The organism is Bacillus sp. EB106-08-02-XG196 (genome assembly GCF_013396335.1).
Classification (GTDB): Bacteria; Bacillota; Bacilli; order Bacillales; family Cytobacillaceae; genus Neobacillus.
In genome coordinates, this window is the sequence record NZ_JABWSY010000017.1 from 134,024 (window position 1) to 151,903 (window position 17,880).

The window sequence follows — 17,880 nt, forward strand, 5'->3', positions numbered from 1 at the left end:
ACAAAAGGTAGTGTTTTATATATAGAAAAACGACCCGCTGTTAACGGGTCATTACCTCTTAATAATTGTCCGTATCCTTTTTCCTGCAAGTGTTTCATAGGCTGCATCATCCGGTGCATCGCCTTTCGGCCAGTCATAAATTTTATCAGGAAAATCTGGTCTAGCCATAGAGTTAATATATGCTGCGATATTCATCGCTTCTTCATCTGTGAATGAACCTGCTTCATAACCACCCATCGGTGCTTTAGGCATATATTTTTTAATAAATCCTCCTGCTGTTCTTACACGAGCCATACCCGCACCAATGTTATAGGATTTTTCTCCCCAAAGAGGAAGTCCTGAGGCACCTCCTTCTCCACCTTCACCATGACAGGTAATGCAAGCTTTATTGTAAAGTTCTCTACCTGCCTCCACATCTAATATAGCTAGATCACCTTCCGCTTTTGGCATTTTAGCCCAAGGTCTTTCTTTTGTACCATCTGGAACATTGATTGAAATATAATTATAATAAGCAACCATTGCTTTCATTTCCTGGCTATCTAATGGAAGTGGTTTTCCATTCATACTTCTTTTAAAACAGCCGTTAATACGGTCTTCGATTGTAACCTCTTTCCCAGCACGAGGATTGTATTGAGGATAAGTTTTTGAAATACCTACTAAGTCAAGCGAAGAACCAACTCCACCATCCGCATGACAACTGGCGCAGCTTAGATTGTTCCCTACATAACCATCCAAAACCATGTTTGTTTCGTTATGTTCTCTGAGCCCTAATTTGATTAATTCCCCGTCTTCCCCTTCTGGAATATCGTCCAGACTAGGAGGTAAATAAGGATGGTCTTGTTTGGTTTCTGTTTGTTCTCCAGGCATTAATGAGGATGCCGCAGAACTCACCTCCGGTTTCCCCTTTGAATCTAGTACAAATAAGAAGAATACAGTAAACCCAAGCGCAATCGTGACAACAAAGGCGGCAACGGAAGAAATAAAAAGTTTATTCATGTTTAAGCTCCTCTCCATATCCGGGGACTTCTCATTAGAGAAGACTTTCCGAATCGTTTTTACAAACCCATTATCAAAGAGATTTGTTAAGATTCGGTTAAGTAAAATTGAGCATTTCGTGAACATGGGGTACAGGAGAGGAGAGTTCATCAATTGGACAAAAAGTGGCCACTTCGTCCGAATCCAAGTGAGAAAAACCTATCGGTACCTTCAAAAGCTTTCCACTATTTTTACGAGATTCCTTTTACGACAATATTCTTCCTACTAAGTCGAGATAATCACAGGTTTGACAGCATTTAAAGGTTTTCTAATCAATCATTTGGTTAATACCAATTCAACTAATTAAAACGTTTAATTAAATACCGACTAAACCCTTTTTACAAAAGAATTTTTGGCTGTTTTCATAAGAATTAATTGTCGTAAAAAAGTTGTGGTTGTTAGGAATTAACTTAAAAACTGACAATAGAAACTAACGAAATACACTTTTTAACAAATAGAAACAAATTTTATACTAACTAATCGTTTGATTGAAAGTACAGTAAGCCCTTTTAAACCAGGCTTGTTACTCGTTTCCCTGAAAAATTTATTGTCGAGGAAACTCTTGTATATCCTTATTAATAATTTTTTATGATTTCGATAAATAGCTTAATAGCATTCGGAAACACATCTTCATCTAAATCGAGTTTTGGGTGATGGTGTGGATATTGACTCTTTTCACCGCCCATTCCTACAAAAATAAATGCCCCAGGTTTTTTCTGCAGGTAATAAGAAAAGGCCTTCCCAGTTCAGTGAACTGATAAAAGACCTTCTCCTATAGTTAGCTGTTTTTGTCATGAATTCGGTGTTTTTTAAAAACAAGAACAAATCTTGCGTTAGCAAAATGTTAGCATTTTAAAGCAATAACAGACGCACGGTTAGTTTGATTTTTAGCACAGAAAACTTGAGCCAAGTCTTTATTCCTTTACACCCCTTTTTGGAAAAAAAAAAAGCCTTTTAAAAAGGTAGACAACATTAAATAACTAATGTTATCACTCATTTTTAAAAGGCCAAAAGTTAACATCTTTAACTGGAATTTACAGTTTTTCATGAGATTGCGTTAGCAAAATGTTAGCATTTTGTAGCGCATATTTGGATAAACAATACTTACTCAATGATTGAACTTAGAAACGGTGCTGATTTTTTAGCATCGATTCGCCTAATTTTTCCCGAAAGGCTATGAAAACGAGAAGTTCTATGATTGATAACGTCTTAGATTCGATAGGCATCGCTACCCTCTAACAGGAATGTGGTGCCAGGCACCATCCAATGAGATTCCGATAAAGGGAAATTTTTTCATATACCTTTATAGGCAAGCCTATAAATTTCAACTAACTCTGTTATAAATGGTAGCTTGGGATTAGCAGTCGAACATTGGTCATAATAGTGTTTTCCTAAAAGGAATTAAAAGATCTGAGTTCAGTAGAATACGAACTCAGATCTTAGAAGCTGCCTAAATATATTCGTCTAACTTTATTGGGTCAGATCAAAATAGCGTTGCTTTTTTTATTCGGGTACTGCGGGGAGTAGCGAACTATTAAACTCTAAATCTACACACTTTGCCCTTATATTTCGTTTATGGTAGTTTCCAAGCTACATTATAGTCATCATATCCACCATAGTACTGCCAAATTTCTGCCTTTTCGTTTGTTCCAGGGAAATTAAGCCAATCTGAATTGCTTGTTGTCAAATTTGTAGGGATGTCACTCGGATAATAAGCGACCCAATAAGCCCCTGGAGTGCTTGGCGAAAAGTCGCCCATTGTGCGTTCCCAGCTCCCTGGAGATGAATAGGTGCCAGGTTTTACACCTTGTCCATATTGATTTAGATAATCCACAAATGCGTTATAAATCATTTGATTATTTGCATAGTCATAGTCTTTCATACCGGTTAGGGCCGGTTCTACATCAATAAAGATAACAGGTCTAACTTTTGAACCATATACACTTTTCATAGTTTCATAGGCTTGTAGTGCTAATTTGGCCTGATGGACTCCCCAATCGCTTGCCGACATTCCTGATGGCGCAGTTTGCATACCGGATAAAAACCAGTAACCGTAAACATAGGTAGCATCCTGTGCTCTAGCGCTACTGAAATAAATTGCACCGCCTGTACTTGCATCAAATTGCACATTGTTCCCATAGCCTAACTTCCCTATATAAAAATCCTGTCCTTCTGGATTCGCTAATGTAGCGGAATCCGATCCGAAAAAATATTCCTCTGTAGCATCCGTTTCGTTCAATTCTGCCACTGAAGGATTAGAAAGGTCATTTGGGTTTTCGGAAGTCTCATTATATTCTGCTACTGGTGCTTCAGAAAAGATGGCAGAGTTTTCCGAAGCATTCAATTTGGCTGTTTCACTGGCATGTATACTTGCCTGCGATTTTCCGATACTACCTTTTTCCTTATGTTGAATCTCGGCTTTTACTTCTTCTTGCTGAGCAGGAACTGCAGGTTGTGCGGGAACCTCAGGTTGTGTAGGAACCTTAGCTTGTGCAGGAAGCTCAGGCGTTACTTTCACATTGGCATGTACATTTACGGAACTGTTTGCTTGCGCAGCTTGAACAGGCTCTACTTTGGCTTTATCAAGTCCAGCCGCCGCAGCAAAAGGGCCTCCTGCCAGTAGTCCAAATGACAATACTCCAGTTAATACAAAAGATTTAACAAGTTTATATGGTTTAAAATAATGTTTCATTTCCAATTTTGCTCCTTTATTTATCGTTACCTGTGGCTAAGTTAACAGTAAACGTTAGGTAAAAAGGAGCTGCTATTGGTGGTGGTGAAGGTGGAGCATTCACCCATTGATTATTCAACCATGTATGCTGAGAAAGATAAGATTGGACAAGCTGGATTTCATAATATGGATTCCATACAAACCATTTATCTAGAAAACTTATAGTATTTAATCCCTGACTGCCCCGGTCATTTGATGGTCCCCCGTTACTGCCCGTCCGCTGCGTTGGGTTCGGCACCTCACTGACCTTTGGAATCTTTTCCTCAGCTGATGGGATACCACTCTTTTCTTGTGACTCCTGCAAAAGGGGTTCAGAACGATTTTCCTTTTTGACCAATGATAAATCTGTGTCCTTCCCTTGAGGTTCGAAACTTGCAGGGTAGACTTGTTTTTTTACTTCAGTTTCAGAATTATGTAAGGAATCTAAAGCAGAATTTCCAGACCCGTTTTTAGGAGTCGGCGTATTCTTTTCTAATCCATTATTATATTCCTCAACAGCTGCCACTTTTTCAGGATCGCGAGCCTCATTAACGGACCTTTCAGTCTTATTTAAGGCAGACTGCACATTACCTTTTGCCTGATCATGCAATTTTTGTGATGCTGCAGCTGACTTATGGATAGCTGGATTGTTAGGAGGAACTTTAGATGGCTGCTGCTTTACTCTACCTTGATTGTTCATAGCTGGATTAGGTTCTGCCACAGCTTCTTCCTTGGCTGGAACATTGGGTTTCACAGCTGTGGGTCCCACTATAGCCTCTTCCTTGGCCGGAACATCTGGTTTTACAGCTGCGGGTTCCACTATAGTTTCTTCCTTGGCCGGAACGTCTGATTTTACAGCTTCGTTATCAATTCCCACTGAAGGACTAACTTGTCCAGGAGCTTTTTGGGAATTCTGCGGTCCACTAAGTTCGTTCTCCTCAGCAAAGACATTGCTCGGTAAAAACATGGCGGCTCCAACAATTAGACCTGATATAAATAAATGCCGTAGGTACATTATTTCACCCCCTTTCAAAAAAGCAGGGCATCATAACCCACATAGACATTATTCTACATAACTATTATTTTTTTTGTCGGTTTTTCGTTTCTTTAACAAAGAAAGAGTTCTTTTAACCTAAGCTGGTTCTATAATGGATGAGTCAAATCTACTTAAACAAAGGGGCTTTACTCATATACAATTGAGGACATCGAAACTATTAGGTCAAGGTAATGTCTAACCACTAGATTCATAGAAGTTTGAATTGTGTAGTTTTTATTTGAATAAGATTTATAGTCAAAAAAAAATAAACACCTCGATTAAATGAGGTGTTTTCGGCTGCTTAAAAATTTTGATACGATTGTATACCATAAAGCTCCCGTTCGTAATAATGAGATACTCTTCCTCGGTATTGTCCTTTTTAGCAGTTACAGAACCATCTTAAATTGAAGATCAAAAACATTTCACCTAATTCCTTTACCTTGTTCAAATAAAGGAAATATAGCAACGATTGGTGCACACAGACATTAACACCACAATAAATATTTACGCTCATATGACTGCCAATACGGAAGAAAAGGCCTCCCAACAGTTTAGCAAACTGATGAAAGACCTTCTCCTATAGATAGCTTTTTAGTCATAGACTGCCCTGTTTTTTATAAAACGAGGACAAATCCGAGGACAAGAAAAGCATATTATCATTTTAGACGTTGATATAACAAGGTTTTAAAACCCCTATTACATCATGCCGCCCATTCCACCCATACCGCTCATATCAGGCATGCCGCCTTGACCAGCTGGTTCTGGCTTGTCAGCAACAACTGCTTCAGTTGTTAAGAACATAGCCGCTACGGATGCAGCGTTTTGTAATGCAGAACGTGTTACTTTAGTTGGGTCAACGATACCAGCGTCGATCATGTTTACCCATTCGCCAGTTGCTGCGTTGAAGCCTGTTCCAACTGCTTCGCGCTTTAAGCGGTCAACAATAACAGATCCTTCAAGGCCAGCATTGTGAGCGATTGTACGTACAGGCTCTTCGATCGCACGTAATACGATGTTGATACCAGTAGCTACGTCGCCTTCTGCTTGAACTTCAGCAACTTTGCTGTATACGTTTAGAAGGGCAACACCACCACCGGATACGATACCTTCTTCAACTGCAGCACGAGTAGCGTTCAAAGCATCTTCGATACGAAGCTTGCGCTCTTTTAATTCAGTTTCAGTCGCAGCACCAACTTTGATTACTGCAACACCGCCAGCTAATTTAGCTAGACGCTCTTGTAATTTTTCACGGTCAAATTCAGAAGTAGTTTCTTCTAATTGAACACGGATTTGATTTACACGAGAAGCAATGGCAGCAGTATCTCCTGCACCTTCAACGATTGTAGTGTTTTCTTTTGTAACAACAATCTTAGAAGCGCGTCCTAAAGATGTGATGGTTGTCGTTTTCAATTCACGGCCAAGCTCTTCAGTAATCACTTCACCGCCAGTTAATGCAGCGATATCTTCAAGCATTGCTTTACGACGGTCACCAAATCCAGGAGCTTTAACAGCAACTGCATTGAATGTTCCACGAAGCTTGTTCAATACTAAAGTTGAAAGTGCTTCACCTTCGATATCTTCAGCAATCAATAATAGCGGCTTGCCTTGTTGAACAACTTGCTCAAGGACAGGAAGGATTTCCTGGATGCTTGAGATTTTTTTGTCAGTGATTAAGACATATGGATTTTCTAATACAGCTTCCATTTTGTCTGTGTTTGTTACCATGTATGCAGAAGTATATCCGCGGTCGAATTGCATACCTTCAACAACATCTAGTTCAGTTGTGAAGCCTTTTGACTCTTCGATTGTGATGACGCCGTCGTTACCAACGCGCTCCATTGCTTCAGCAATTAATTGTCCTACTTCTTTATCATCAGAAGAAATAGCCGCAACTTGTGCAATAGACTCTTTGCCTTCGATTGGTTTAGAAATAGCCTTTAATCCTTCAACAGCAACTGTAACTGCCTTTTCAATCCCTTTACGGATACCCATTGGGTTAGCACCAGCTGTTACGTTCTTTAAGCCTTCACGAATCATCGCTTGAGCAAGAACGGTTGCAGTTGTAGTACCGTCACCAGCAACATCATTCGTTTTGCTTGCAACTTCAGCAACTAGTTTTGCACCCATATTTTCAAATGCATCTTCTAATTCGATTTCTTTCGCGATTGTTACACCGTCGTTCGTAATTAGCGGTGAACCAAATTTTTTCTCAAGAACTACGTTACGTCCTTTAGGTCCAAGCGTTACTTTTACTGTATCCGCCAGCGCATCAACTCCACGCAGCATTGCGCGGCGTGCATCTTCACTAAATTTAATCTCTTTAGCCATGTTCAAAAAACCTCCTCGTATTTTCTAAACTATTTTTTTATTACTCGCCAACTACAGCAAGGATATCGTTTTCACGTAAAATTAAATATTCATTTCCATCAAACTTAACTTCTGTTCCAGAGTATTTTGAGAAGATAATACGATCGCCTACAGAAACTTCAAGAGCAACGCGTTCGCCACTTTCAAGCACACGACCAGTACCTACAGCAACTACTTTTCCTTCTTGAGGCTTTTCCTTAGCAGAGTCCGGTAAAACGATACCGCTTGCAGTTTTTTCTTCTGATTCAACAAGCTCAATGACAATACGATCACCTAGTGGTCTTAACAAATCAAACAACCTCCTCAAATAGATATGTAATTCTGACTTATTAGCACTCTCTTAACATGAGTGCTAACACAATTATTATCATAATCAATGCAAAAAAAATTTGCAAGTATGAAGCAGTATTTTTTTCTCATTTTTTACAACCTTACAAGTATGTGATTTAGACAAAGGAATATACTTCGTTTTTAAAAATAAACATTAAAATTGAAACAACCCTGCCATTATTAGTAGAATGAACTATAGGTTAAAATAACAAGAAGGCTTCTTAAAGGAGATATAACATTTGAAAAGGGAATATTGGATAATATTAATTGTCTATATAGCTATGCAGTTATCGAGCCTGATTGGCATTCCTGGGCTGATGTTTCTATTTGGATATTTAGGGATGGACCAAGGACTGGTTGTCCCCTACTGGTTAATTTTCAGCTTCACCCTGGCACTCGTGATTATTCTTTTCCTATTACGAACAGAAATGAAGAAACCTGCGCTGAATGAAAGAGGCAGTTCCATTAGCTATTCTGCTGCCTGGGCAGTAATCGGTGTCTTTCTAGCCTTATTTGCCCAAGCCCTCGCTGCCAATATTGAACAGCTTATTGGGGTTGATATGGGATCTGAAAACACCCAGCAAATTCTAAACATTATTGAATCCTTTCCGCTTGCCATTTTAGTCAGCTCTGTTATCGGGCCGATATTAGAGGAGATTGTCTTTCGGAAGATTATTTTCGGTACTCTTCATAAACGTTTTAACTTTTTTTTATCTGCTCTAATTAGCTCGGTCATTTTTGCCTTGGCTCATATGGAGCCGCATCATATTCTGCTATATTCAGCTATGGGTTTCACTTTTGCCTTTCTCTACGTAAAAACAAAACATATCCTTGTGCCGATTTTTGCCCATGTTGCCATGAATACATTAGTGGTCGTCATGCAGTCGGTTTATAAAGATGAGATTACTGAATTCATGCGTAAGGCAGAAACCATTCAAAACTTTATCGGAGGCTTTCTATGAAACGTTCACCTATGTTTTCCGGAATTATTTATATTGTGCTTGGTTGTTTATTTACCTATTTTGCAGTCGAGGATGTCGCACAAAACGGCTGGGGGTTTTTCAGTTATCTGCTCGTAATCCTTGCCACCTTTGACTTCGGATCTGGTTTAAGAATCATTTTCTTTTACAATAAATATAAAAAACAAATTAAAAAATAAGTGTAAGTTAAAAGGTCTTCTCACTGAATGCGAAAAGACCTTTTAACTATAGCTTTGTCTTCGTTTTTATCGTTGAATTTTTATCCTGTGTCAGTTCGGTTGAATATTCAACGGTTCCAATTTGGCAGCCTGCTCCGATTTTCACACTTTTTCCGCGAACGATATCTGCTCTTGTATTTTCTAAGGAAACGATATCCCCTTCAATAACCTTGGCAATAAGCATCCCCGTTTCTTTTCCAAATGGAAGGAGGGTGTTACTCTTCTTCTTAACCGTAATCACCCCTCCGCCAATTTCTTCTGCAAAACTCTGCCCAAACCGTAACGATATGTTTATTTTATCTGCATTAAGCAAACCTTTAATTTCAAAGCCTCCTGATGAATCAAAGGTCTCATATTCAACGTCGCCGCCTACAGATATCATTCCTTTAATATTGGCTTCATCACCTGTTAAATTATCACCAACATCAAGAGTTCCGAGTATTTTCATTTTCTTCAAATCCGCCCTGCCGCCGACTGTCATAGTCCCCATAATCAGCATTTCCTCTGACTCCAAATTTCCCTTTACTTCTGCCTCACCAAAGACCTTTACAGACTTTGTTTTCACACTTTCCAAAGCTTCACTCGTTCCAAAGATATTGAAAGCAGAACATTCTAAATCAGAAGCAAGCGTGGCATCTCCCCTAATGCTAATTTTGTCGTATTGGCCCCCGGAGTAATTCCCGGATCCATTAATCGTTAGGTTATGACCTTTTTCCATTTCTCTTCCACCCTTCACCTATATTTTTCTGATGTCCTTCACAATCGAATTTTTATCCATTGTAAATTCACCCGAGTATTCAACCACATCAATTTCGCAATTAGCTCCAACTACTACATTTTTACCACGGACTATCCCAGCCTTGGTGTTTTCAATCTCAATTTTATCCCCTTCAATACATTCCGTTTTCAATTGGGTACGTACAAAAGGTTTAAAATAGCCTAGAAGTGAGTTTTTTTGCTTTATTAGGATGGTTTGACCGCCAATCTCTTTTGCATGGCAATCAGCAAAAATAGTGATATCCACTAAATCAGCATTTAACAAGCCGCCGATACTAAATTGTGATTCTGCTTTAAACGTTTCTGCTTCACAATCTTCTCCCACCGTTAACCTGCCTCTTATCTTTATTTCATCCCCTTTAATTTTCCCTCCGACATTCGCTTTGCCTGATACCTTCAGCTTCTTTACCAACAGGTTTCCCGTCACTCCCGCCGTCCCATCAACCGTGAGAATCTGACTCTCCATATTGCCATTAATCTTTCCTCGTCCATTTATCCGTGCATGATTCACAACAACGTTCCCAGCTACTGAGCCTGAACCATTAAAATCCAGTTCCGAGCATTCCACATCACCTGTAACACTGCCTTTACCATTAATACTGACCGAATTGAACGATCCTCCATTTGAAGATCCAAGACCGTTTATGAGCAAGTCTCCCCTTTTTTTCGTCTCCATTTTGATTCTCCTTTATAATAATTTCGATTTAATTTCTTCCATGCATCCCATTAGCGATAGCTGGGTGACTATTTTTGTGCCCCGTTCAAATTGGAAGTTCTCTGTATTAATAAGTAAAAGACAAGATGAAACACCTAATTTCCTGGTGATCACCAATTCTGCGTTCTTTTGCTTAATCACTGACTTATTGTCTAGTAAAACCTGTAACAGCATTTTTCCTTCATCCAAATTAATTTCACCTGATTGAAGCAGCTTTTCTAAAACATACACTTCAAGGATTCGTGAAAAATTAAACGTAGGACCGCCCTTTTCTATCTCTAAATAATAATCAAGCACTGTAGTTGAAACAATGTTACGCTTTACTAATTCATCCTTCTCCAGCTGTAAATCAGCAATATTCGGTGAAAACATATCAGCTAGTTCATCTAAAGACAGGTTTTCTTTCATCAGTTGAATTTTATTAATTCGTTCTAAGATCTTAACTTTCGGAAAGAATGTCTCTTGACCTGTAAAGGTTGATTTTCTAATAAACCAATCCTCAGGTATAAGGTCTTTTCGTTTCCATCTATATAACTGCCCATAAGAGATTCCGGCTAAATCCAACAAATCCTTCTTCGAAATTAATTCCTCGCTCATCATGAAAACCCCTTTCATAGAACGAATGTAACATAACACTGTTACGTTTGTAAAGTTTCCATCTATATTTTTATCCGACAAAAAAGACCTTTTCACTATATACGTGAAAAGGTCTTTACTCTTATTCTTCAATTTCCTCTGTTGGGTAGTGCTTCAGGAAGTAAATAAGTGATTGTAATTCGACAGCCAAGTCAATATGATGCACGCGAATCGATGGCGGCACATTCAATCTGGCAGGAGTAAAATTCAGGATTGCCTTAATATTGGAATTTACAAGTCTATCGGTAATCATTTGTGCCACTGGAGCAGGTACAGTCAGAATGGCTACATGAACATCATCATTGCTTAAAACCTTCTCGAGTTCATCCATATGAAACACTGGTACATCGCGAATCGTTGTGCCCATCTTATTCGGATCCACATCAAAGGCACATTCAATTTTTGTATTATTATTTTTTAAAAAATTATAATTTAAAAAGGCTGTGCCAAGATTACCTACACCAATTAATGCTACTTTCGTTAATTCATCTTGATCTAATGTTTTCCGAAAAAAAGTTAATAAATAATTGACATTATAGCCATATCCCTTTTTTCCTAAGGCTCCAAAATAAGAAAAATCCCGGCGAATCGTTGCCGAATCCACCTTCACTGCCTCACTTAGTTCTGCAGAAGATACCCTCTGTTTACCGGAAGAATGTAGATTCTTTAAAAATCGATAATATAAGGGAAGCCGTTTTGCTGTCGCTTGTGGTATTTTCATTGTTTCATTACTCATATTCTCCCACCCCCTATAAATAGTTTGATCATTTATCTAACTTGTTCCGTCCTATGGAAATCTCCGTTTTTTCCACCTGTTTTTTCAACCAAATATGTTTTTCCTATAACCATACCTTTATCTACTGCTTTACACATGTCATAAACCGTTAATGCACATGTGGAAGCAGCTGTTAACGCTTCCATTTCAACACCTGTATTTCCTTTTGTTTTGACAGCAGCGGCAATATTTAATGTATATGCGCTATCATGTTCCTTTTCCCATGAGAAGGATATATTTACCCCTGTTAAAGGAATCGGGTGACACATGGGGATCAAATCCCAGGTCTTCTTTGCTCCCATTACTGCAGCCACTTGAGCCACAGCAAGAACATCGCCTTTTTTCATTTCGTTATTTGTTATTTTATCATAAATTTCTTTACTGACCGTAATACTGGAATGAGCTAGTGCCGTACGGGCCGTTTCTGGCTTATCGCTAACATCCACCATTTTCGCTCTTCCTTCTTCGTTAAAATGAGTAAATTCAGACATAAACAGTATCCTCCCATAAAATCATACTATATTTTTCGAAATTTGTCTGTGAAACCTTGAGCGAATGATAAAATATTTACATTTTTTTCTTAAGAGATATTCTCTTATTTTCCCCAACACCAAGACACTTTATTGCCGACTTTCTTGGAATAAGGTACACTTATTTTAGTGATTGAGGTGAAAAACAATGATTTTATTGCAAGTGAATCAACTAGCAAAATACTATGGTGCAGACCTAATTTTATCGAATATAAAACTAGAATTACAAACGCGGGACCGTGTTGCACTTGTGGGGCGAAACGGTGCAGGGAAATCAACATTATTGAAAATTATAGCTGGGCATCTGTCCCATGATGGCGGAGAAATTATTAAACCAAAGGGCGTAAGCATTGGTTATTTAGCACAGAATACCGGATTAGAATCAAATTTGTCGATTTGGGATGAAATGCTAACCGTTTTCGAACCACTTAGAAGTATGGAAAAATCACTTCGACATTTAGAGGTTTCGATGTCGGATCCTGCCGCTATGGAGGATAGTCCCCGCTACGACCGAATTTTAAAGGAATATGATGAACTGCAAGTGAAATTTAAAGAACAGGGTGGCTATCAGTACGAAGCAGATATTCGCTCTATCCTCCATGGTTTAAATTTTCGCAATAACTCATTAATGATATCCAGCTTAAGCGGCGGTCAGAAGACTCGTCTAGCATTAGGGAAACTCCTTTTAACGAAGCCCGATATATTAATTTTGGATGAGCCTACAAACCATCTCGATATCGATACACTTACGTGGCTGGAGCAATACTTACAAGGCTATGACGGGGCCATCTTAATCGTGTCCCATGACCGCTACTTTTTGGATAAAGTGGTCACACAGGTTTATGAAGTTTCACGGAGGCAAATTCAAAAATTCATCGGAAACTATAGCTCTTATCTAGATCAAAAAGCGGCAAATTATGAACGTGATTTAAAGGTATATGAAAAGCAGCAGCAGGAAGTTTCGGATCTTCAGGATTTTATCCAGCGTAACCTAGCGCGTGCTTCGACGACCAAACGCGCTCAAAGCCGGCGTAAAAAGTTGGAGAAAATGGACTTAATGGACCGTCCCTTAGGAGACGAGAAGTCTGCCACCTTCTCTTTTGAACTAGAGAAACAAACTGGGAATGATGTTCTATTTGTAGATACCCTGGCAGTCGGATACGATGGAAAAAAGGTATCGGAGAACATCTCCTACCGTGCTTATCGTGGTGAAAGTATCGCCTTAGTTGGCCCAAATGGAATTGGTAAATCTACTCTACTAAAAACAATCATAAAAAAACTTCCGGCCTTAGCCGGTACGATTCAATACGGGGCAAATCTGGCAATTGGTTACTACGACCAGGAGCAGGCAGAATTGACCTCCAATAAGCGAGTTCTAAATGAGCTATGGGATGAATGGCCGTTAAAAAGCGAAAAGGAAATACGGACTGTCCTAGGTAACTTTCTGTTTTCAGGTGATGATGTATTAAAAATTGTTTCTACATTAAGCGGCGGTGAAAAGGCAAGACTGGCACTAGCCAAATTAATGCTTGAGAAAGCAAATGTTCTAATATTGGACGAGCCTACAAACCATCTTGACCTAGATAGTAAAGAAGTTCTCGAAAATGCATTAGTCGACTACCCAGGTACGATTATTTTTGTATCACATGATCGCTACTTTATTAACAGAATTGCGACAAAGGTATTAGAGCTTAGTGCACACGGAAGTCAAGAGTATCTCGGTGACTATGACTATTATTTGGAGAAAAAGCTTGAGGAAGAAGAGCTAAAGGCTTTAGACATTGCCAGCAGCGCAAAGAAACAAACTCAAAGTGAAATACAAGAAAGAAATACCTATCAACAGGATAAAGAAAGTAAAAAGCTTGAGCGGCAGCGAAAGCGCAAGTTAGAAGAAATTGAATTACGTATTGAAGAGCTGGAGGCACTCATCCAAGAGTACGAGGAAAAGCTATGTGAGCCTGTCATATTTCAGGACCACGAGAAGGTTCTTGAAATCAATTTAAAAAATGAAAAAGCAAGGGCTGAACTCGAAAAGTTAATGGAAGAATGGGCTGAACTAGCCGAATAAATACAAGGGGGGCTTGGATAAACACTATCCAAGCCCCTTTTACTATTTTAGTGGAATGGTTAAGATGTCTGTTTTAGAACCGTCCTTTGCGGAATAAACAAATAGCTCGAACGAAACTTCTTCTTTTGTCAAAAGCTCCTTGTCGATTGTTATTTCAAAGCTTCCCCATGCAGGGGCACCGTCTGTTTGATAATGATTTTCTTGTAATATCTCCGTTCCAGAGATTACAGCATATTGAAAAACACCTTCAAACACCCTTGCCTTTCCCTTTACCGTTACCTCGCCATTCGATTTTGAAAGTGTAACTTCTTTAAAGACTTCATTTTGATACTGTTTATTGTCTACCTGTTCTTGATCATTTCCATCATCAATTACCTCAGGCTTTTTATCGTCTGTTGATATATTAATATCTAAGCTGCAGGCAGTTAATCCAAAAAATAAAACCATGAGAATCCCTAATAAGAACTTCCTTTTCATCCATATCCCCCTCTTCTACTTTTTAACTACTATATTCGCCGAAATTAAAAAATTCCCTATGGAGGCAGCTTTACATTTTCACTTAATAATCGACAAAATTCGTGAAAAACCCTTAAATTTCTTCCCCAAGATCCTTTTTCCACAACTTTATACACATATTAGAACTTAGTACTGCAACCTTATTCCTACTTTTCCACATTATCCACAGAAAAAGCCCTACTTATCCACATTGTCCACATAATACAGGTGACTTACCCACATTCTTCATGTAATGCACAATTTTTTCAAAAAAGTTATCCACAAAAAAGCCCTTCTTATTCAGAAGGACTAATTGTATAATTCTATATCTAACCCTGGATTTGCATTTAATGAAAGGTCAGCGCGAATTCCTTTTTCGAACATAACGCTTCCTGCCGCAGCAATCATCGCAGCGTTATCTGTACACAAGTTTAAAGGCGGTATAACTAAATCAATATCGGCTTTTTCTGAAAAGGCCATTTCGAGTGCCTTTCTAAGACCTTTATTCGCAGCAACTCCACCAGCCAGCAGCACTTGCTCCACCTTATATTCCTTGGTTGCTTTTACTGTCTTTTTCACCAATACTTCGATTACACTTTCCTGAAAGCTTGCTGCAAGATCCTCTGGTGCGATGATTTCACCACGTTGTTCGGCATTATGAACGGTATTAATAACGGCTGATTTTAATCCGCTAAAGCTAAAATCATATGAACCTTCTTCCAGCCAAGCTCTAGGCAATTTAAGGGTATCACTGCCTTCTTGAGCCAGCCGGTCAATATGCGGTCCGCCGGGATATGGCAATTTCAAGGTTCTGGCAACCTTATCATAGGCCTCACCAGCAGCGTCATCTCTGGTTTCACCAATGACCTCAAAATGTCCCTGTTCTTTCATATAGACTAACTCCGTATGACCTCCAGACACCACTAAGGAGAGGAGAGGAAAACGCAGCTCCGTCACAAGCTGGTTTGCATAAATATGTCCGGCAATATGATGAACAGGGACGAGTGGAATGTTATGTGCAAATGCTAGTGCTTTTGCAGCATTTACACCAATCAATAAAGCACCAACTAATCCAGGACCTTCCGTTACGGCAATTGCATCCAACTCTGAAAATGTAAGTCTTGCTTCCTTTAAAGCCTCTTCCATGATCATCGTAATTTGTTCAACATGATGACGGGAGGCAATTTCAGGTACCACTCCGCCAAAACGCTTATGACTTTCAATTTGTGAGGCAACCACATTGGCAGCAATTTCCCTGCCATTTTTGATAATCGCAACAGCTGTTTCATCACAGCTTGTTTCAATTCCCATAATCCACTGATCTTTAATCATATATTCACCCACATCACTAGGGCATCTTCTTGATTATCTGAATAATAATTTTTCCGAATGCCGCCATTTTGGAATCCTAATTTACGGTAAAGAGATTGTGCCACATGATTCGTCACTCGAACTTCAAGAGTCATGCTTCTCGCTCCCATATCCTTAGCAAGTGTCATCATTTTACGAAGCAATGCTTCTCCAAGCTTTCTGCCTCTATACTCAGGAAGAATGGCCACATTCGTTACATGGGCTTCATCAATGACCACCCAGGCACCAACATAACCAATTATCTTTTGGTCTTCTTCCAAGACAAGATAAACAGCAAATTTATTGTTATAAATTTCATTATAAAAAGCTTCTCTGCTCCAGGGTGTAGCAAAAGAGGCATGTTCAACCTCTAAAATTTGATCGATATCCTCTTCCTTCATATAACGGAAAACATAAGAATCTACCATATTTCTCTAATCCTATCCTTTTAAAATTTTCCCATTTGCCTCTAACCACTTCGCTTCTGCTTCAGCTAAACGGATATAATTAGGAACAAAGGAATGAATGTCTTCCCCCTGTTTATCTTTACCTAATAACGCAAGCTCCGCAGGGCGAGGATTATGCTCCGTAATCGCAGAGAATACTGCTTGAGAGCCCAGGGTATCGTTTATCACAGTTTGATGAAGGGGTATATCGTTACCAACAAATAATATGGGTTTCTTTAACTCCTGTAATGAGTCAGCCCAATCTGCTGACAGGACCAAACGATCGTCTTTAACTGTCGTTAGCTTCCCGCTTTGATATTCATATAGCCCTGTGTAGATTTGTCCTCTTCTAGCATCAAAAAGTGGTGAAATATAACCATCAAAGTATCTCCCTGCCCCTGCTGCAATAATTTCAAGACTAGAAACTCCGACTAGAGGAATCTTTAACGACCAAGCCATTGTTTTGGCTATTGTAACGCCAATGCGAACTCCTGTATAGGAGCCTGGGCCCTTCGCCGCCACTATTTTAGTTAACTGTGCTGGGACTCTTTCACAATCCTTCATTAACGTTTGTATGGCGGGCATAATTCGAACCGAATGATTCTTCTTTAAGTTGGTAATATATTCGCCCAGTACCTGATTATCTTCAATAAGCGCAACCCCTAATGGATAATTAGAAGTATCAATCGCTAAAATGGTCATTTAGAAATATCTCCTTACATAATTGCTCATATCTCTTTCCTTTTGGAACAAACACAATTTTTCTTTTATCAGGACCCTCGTGATACAAATAGATGGTTAACAATTCAACGGGTAATTGTTCTTCAATTAAATGAGCCCATTCCACAACGGTGACACCATCGCCTTCAAAATATTCATCAAAGCCTAAATCCTCGCCAGAATCGGCAACTCGGTATACATCCATATGATACAAAGGCAGCCTGCCCTTATACTCTTTTATTATGGTAAAGGTCGGACTGTTTACAGTTTTTTTTATATCTAATCCTTTAGCTAATCCTTTCGTGAAGGTGGTTTTACCAGCACCTAAATCTCCCTCTAGGCAAATCACATCGCCTGGCTGTAAAAACGCTGCAAGTTTAGATGCAAGCTGAAAAGTTTCACTAGGATCTATTGTATTTTTTTCATACTGATTCATATTATCACCTTTTACGAAACAATAGCATGCCGCTATCTTCATTCTACCTTATTTTTGTAAAAAAAAACCTTAGGATAGCTCCTAAGGATGTCCATTCACTATGTATTTTACCTAATTTCCGCCATTTAAGCAAAAATGCAAAAAAAATACGAAACATCGTTTCGTGTTTTTAAAAATATAAATGGCGGTCTGGACGGGACTCGAACCCGCGACCTCCTGCGTGACAGGCAGGCATTCTAACCAACTGAACTACCAG

Annotated in this window: 19 protein-coding genes; 3 read left to right on the plus strand and 16 right to left on the minus strand. The window is 39.1% G+C overall.

Annotated features, from left to right (window positions below):
• Positions 1–51: 51 nt before the first annotated feature.
• The 6 genes from MLOOGBEN_RS23500 to groES form a co-directional block, all read right to left on the minus strand.
• Complete coding sequence (locus tag MLOOGBEN_RS23500) at positions 52–996, minus strand: c-type cytochrome (RefSeq protein WP_179160697.1); 945 nt, start codon at positions 994–996, stop codon at positions 52–54.
• A gap of 614 nt (positions 997–1,610) precedes the next feature.
• The gene (locus tag MLOOGBEN_RS28995) at positions 1,611–1,721 is read right to left on the minus strand and encodes an amidohydrolase (protein WP_256989251.1); all 111 of its coding nucleotides are present in this window, start codon (positions 1,719–1,721) and stop codon (positions 1,611–1,613) included.
• Positions 1,722–2,608: 887 nt separating this feature from the next.
• Entirely contained in the window at positions 2,609–3,727 is a 1,119-nt protein-coding gene (locus tag MLOOGBEN_RS23505; protein WP_179160698.1) for a glycoside hydrolase family 25 domain-containing protein, read from the minus strand.
• 16 nt (positions 3,728–3,743) lie between these two features.
• Positions 3,744–4,760 (minus strand): hypothetical protein, encoded by a 1,017-nt coding sequence (locus MLOOGBEN_RS23510; RefSeq protein ID WP_179160699.1) that lies wholly within the window; start codon positions 4,758–4,760, stop codon positions 3,744–3,746.
• A 717-nt stretch (positions 4,761–5,477) separates the two neighbouring features.
• Complete coding sequence (gene groL, locus MLOOGBEN_RS23515; RefSeq protein ID WP_179160700.1) at positions 5,478–7,109, minus strand: chaperonin GroEL; 1,632 nt, start codon at positions 7,107–7,109, stop codon at positions 5,478–5,480.
• A gap of 40 nt (positions 7,110–7,149) precedes the next feature.
• Entirely contained in the window at positions 7,150–7,437 is a 288-nt protein-coding gene (gene groES / locus MLOOGBEN_RS23520; RefSeq protein ID WP_179160701.1) for a co-chaperone GroES, read from the minus strand.
• Between the two features lie 280 nt (positions 7,438–7,717).
• Between groES and MLOOGBEN_RS23525 the strand changes: the two genes are divergently transcribed.
• The gene (locus MLOOGBEN_RS23525) at positions 7,718–8,440 is read left to right on the plus strand and encodes a CPBP family intramembrane glutamic endopeptidase (protein ID WP_179160702.1); all 723 of its coding nucleotides are present in this window, start codon (positions 7,718–7,720) and stop codon (positions 8,438–8,440) included.
• Positions 8,437–8,637, plus strand: coding sequence for a YdiK family protein (locus MLOOGBEN_RS23530; RefSeq protein WP_179160703.1), 201 nt, complete (start codon positions 8,437–8,439; stop codon positions 8,635–8,637). The genes MLOOGBEN_RS23525 and MLOOGBEN_RS23530 overlap by 4 nt, the downstream gene beginning before the upstream one ends.
• A 46-nt stretch (positions 8,638–8,683) precedes the next feature.
• Here MLOOGBEN_RS23530 and MLOOGBEN_RS23535 read toward each other — a convergent pair whose 3' ends face one another.
• The 5 genes from MLOOGBEN_RS23535 to moaC all read right to left on the minus strand — a co-directional run bounded on the left by MLOOGBEN_RS23535 (position 8,684) and on the right by moaC (position 12,070).
• The gene (locus tag MLOOGBEN_RS23535) at positions 8,684–9,394 is read right to left on the minus strand and encodes a cytoplasmic protein (RefSeq protein WP_179160704.1); all 711 of its coding nucleotides are present in this window, start codon (positions 9,392–9,394) and stop codon (positions 8,684–8,686) included.
• Between the two features lie 18 nt (positions 9,395–9,412).
• Complete coding sequence (locus tag MLOOGBEN_RS23540; protein WP_179160705.1) at positions 9,413–10,129, minus strand: polymer-forming cytoskeletal protein; 717 nt, start codon at positions 10,127–10,129, stop codon at positions 9,413–9,415.
• A 12-nt stretch (positions 10,130–10,141) separates the two neighbouring features.
• A complete protein-coding gene (locus MLOOGBEN_RS23545) occupies positions 10,142–10,765 on the minus strand; it encodes a YhbD family protein (protein ID WP_179160706.1) in 624 nt (207 codons plus the stop codon).
• Positions 10,766–10,886: 121 nt separating this feature from the next.
• Positions 10,887–11,540, minus strand: coding sequence for a redox-sensing transcriptional repressor Rex (locus MLOOGBEN_RS23550; RefSeq protein WP_179160707.1), 654 nt, complete (start codon positions 11,538–11,540; stop codon positions 10,887–10,889).
• A gap of 32 nt (positions 11,541–11,572) precedes the next feature.
• Positions 11,573–12,070 carry a cyclic pyranopterin monophosphate synthase MoaC gene (moaC, locus tag MLOOGBEN_RS23555; protein ID WP_179160708.1) on the minus strand — a complete coding sequence of 166 codons (498 nt, stop codon included), beginning with the start codon at positions 12,068–12,070 and terminating at the stop codon, positions 11,573–11,575.
• Positions 12,071–12,257: 187 nt separating this feature from the next.
• Between moaC and MLOOGBEN_RS23560 the strand changes: the two genes are divergently transcribed.
• A complete protein-coding gene (locus MLOOGBEN_RS23560; protein WP_179160709.1) occupies positions 12,258–14,177 on the plus strand; it encodes an ABC-F family ATP-binding cassette domain-containing protein in 1,920 nt (639 codons plus the stop codon).
• Positions 14,178–14,219: 42 nt separating this feature from the next.
• Here MLOOGBEN_RS23560 and MLOOGBEN_RS23565 read toward each other — a convergent pair whose 3' ends face one another.
• From MLOOGBEN_RS23565 to tsaE, 5 genes are all read right to left on the minus strand, one after another.
• Positions 14,220–14,654: a Gmad2 immunoglobulin-like domain-containing protein gene (locus MLOOGBEN_RS23565; RefSeq protein ID WP_179160710.1), complete on the minus strand. Its 435-nt coding sequence runs from the start codon at positions 14,652–14,654 to the stop codon at positions 14,220–14,222.
• Positions 14,655–14,981: 327 nt separating this feature from the next.
• On the minus strand, positions 14,982–16,004 hold the full coding sequence (gene tsaD, locus MLOOGBEN_RS23570; RefSeq protein ID WP_179160711.1) for a tRNA (adenosine(37)-N6)-threonylcarbamoyltransferase complex transferase subunit TsaD: 1,023 nt from the start codon (positions 16,002–16,004) through the stop codon (positions 14,982–14,984).
• Entirely contained in the window at positions 16,001–16,450 is a 450-nt protein-coding gene (gene rimI / locus MLOOGBEN_RS23575; protein WP_179160712.1) for a ribosomal protein S18-alanine N-acetyltransferase, read from the minus strand. The genes tsaD and rimI overlap by 4 nt, the downstream gene beginning before the upstream one ends.
• Positions 16,451–16,462: 12 nt before the next feature.
• The gene (gene tsaB, locus MLOOGBEN_RS23580; protein ID WP_179160713.1) at positions 16,463–17,170 is read right to left on the minus strand and encodes a tRNA (adenosine(37)-N6)-threonylcarbamoyltransferase complex dimerization subunit type 1 TsaB; all 708 of its coding nucleotides are present in this window, start codon (positions 17,168–17,170) and stop codon (positions 16,463–16,465) included.
• Entirely contained in the window at positions 17,151–17,624 is a 474-nt protein-coding gene (tsaE, locus tag MLOOGBEN_RS23585) for a tRNA (adenosine(37)-N6)-threonylcarbamoyltransferase complex ATPase subunit type 1 TsaE (RefSeq protein WP_179160714.1), read from the minus strand. The genes tsaB and tsaE overlap by 20 nt, the downstream gene beginning before the upstream one ends.
• Positions 17,625–17,880 lie beyond the last annotated feature (256 nt).

Bases quoted from the DNA above. Each gene is read 5' to 3' on its own strand.
- MLOOGBEN_RS23500 (WP_179160697.1), bottom strand. From the start codon at position 996: ATGAATAAACTTTTTATTTCTTCCGTTGCCGCCTTTGTTGTCACGATT.
- MLOOGBEN_RS28995 (WP_256989251.1), bottom strand. From the start codon at position 1,721: ATGGGCGGTGAAAAGAGTCAATATCCACACCATCACCCAAAACTCGAT.
- MLOOGBEN_RS23505 (WP_179160698.1), bottom strand. From the start codon at position 3,727: ATGAAACATTATTTTAAACCATATAAACTTGTTAAATCTTTTGTATTA.
- MLOOGBEN_RS23510 (WP_179160699.1), bottom strand. From the start codon at position 4,760: ATGTACCTACGGCATTTATTTATATCAGGTCTAATTGTTGGAGCCGCC.
- groL (WP_179160700.1), bottom strand. From the start codon at position 7,109: ATGGCTAAAGAGATTAAATTTAGTGAAGATGCACGCCGCGCAATGCTG.
- MLOOGBEN_RS23530 (WP_179160703.1), top strand. From the start codon at position 8,437: ATGAAACGTTCACCTATGTTTTCCGGAATTATTTATATTGTGCTTGGT.
- MLOOGBEN_RS23535 (WP_179160704.1), bottom strand. From the start codon at position 9,394: ATGGAAAAAGGTCATAACCTAACGATTAATGGATCCGGGAATTACTCC.
- MLOOGBEN_RS23540 (WP_179160705.1), bottom strand. From the start codon at position 10,129: ATGGAGACGAAAAAAAGGGGAGACTTGCTCATAAACGGTCTTGGATCT.
- MLOOGBEN_RS23545 (WP_179160706.1), bottom strand. From the start codon at position 10,765: ATGAGCGAGGAATTAATTTCGAAGAAGGATTTGTTGGATTTAGCCGGA.
- MLOOGBEN_RS23550 (WP_179160707.1), bottom strand. From the start codon at position 11,540: ATGAGTAATGAAACAATGAAAATACCACAAGCGACAGCAAAACGGCTT.
- moaC (WP_179160708.1), bottom strand. From the start codon at position 12,070: ATGTCTGAATTTACTCATTTTAACGAAGAAGGAAGAGCGAAAATGGTG.
- MLOOGBEN_RS23560 (WP_179160709.1), top strand. From the start codon at position 12,258: ATGATTTTATTGCAAGTGAATCAACTAGCAAAATACTATGGTGCAGAC.
- MLOOGBEN_RS23565 (WP_179160710.1), bottom strand. From the start codon at position 14,654: ATGAAAAGGAAGTTCTTATTAGGGATTCTCATGGTTTTATTTTTTGGA.
- tsaD (WP_179160711.1), bottom strand. From the start codon at position 16,004: ATGATTAAAGATCAGTGGATTATGGGAATTGAAACAAGCTGTGATGAA.
- rimI (WP_179160712.1), bottom strand. From the start codon at position 16,450: ATGGTAGATTCTTATGTTTTCCGTTATATGAAGGAAGAGGATATCGAT.
- tsaB (WP_179160713.1), bottom strand. From the start codon at position 17,170: ATGACCATTTTAGCGATTGATACTTCTAATTATCCATTAGGGGTTGCG.
- tsaE (WP_179160714.1), bottom strand. From the start codon at position 17,624: ATGAATCAGTATGAAAAAAATACAATAGATCCTAGTGAAACTTTTCAG.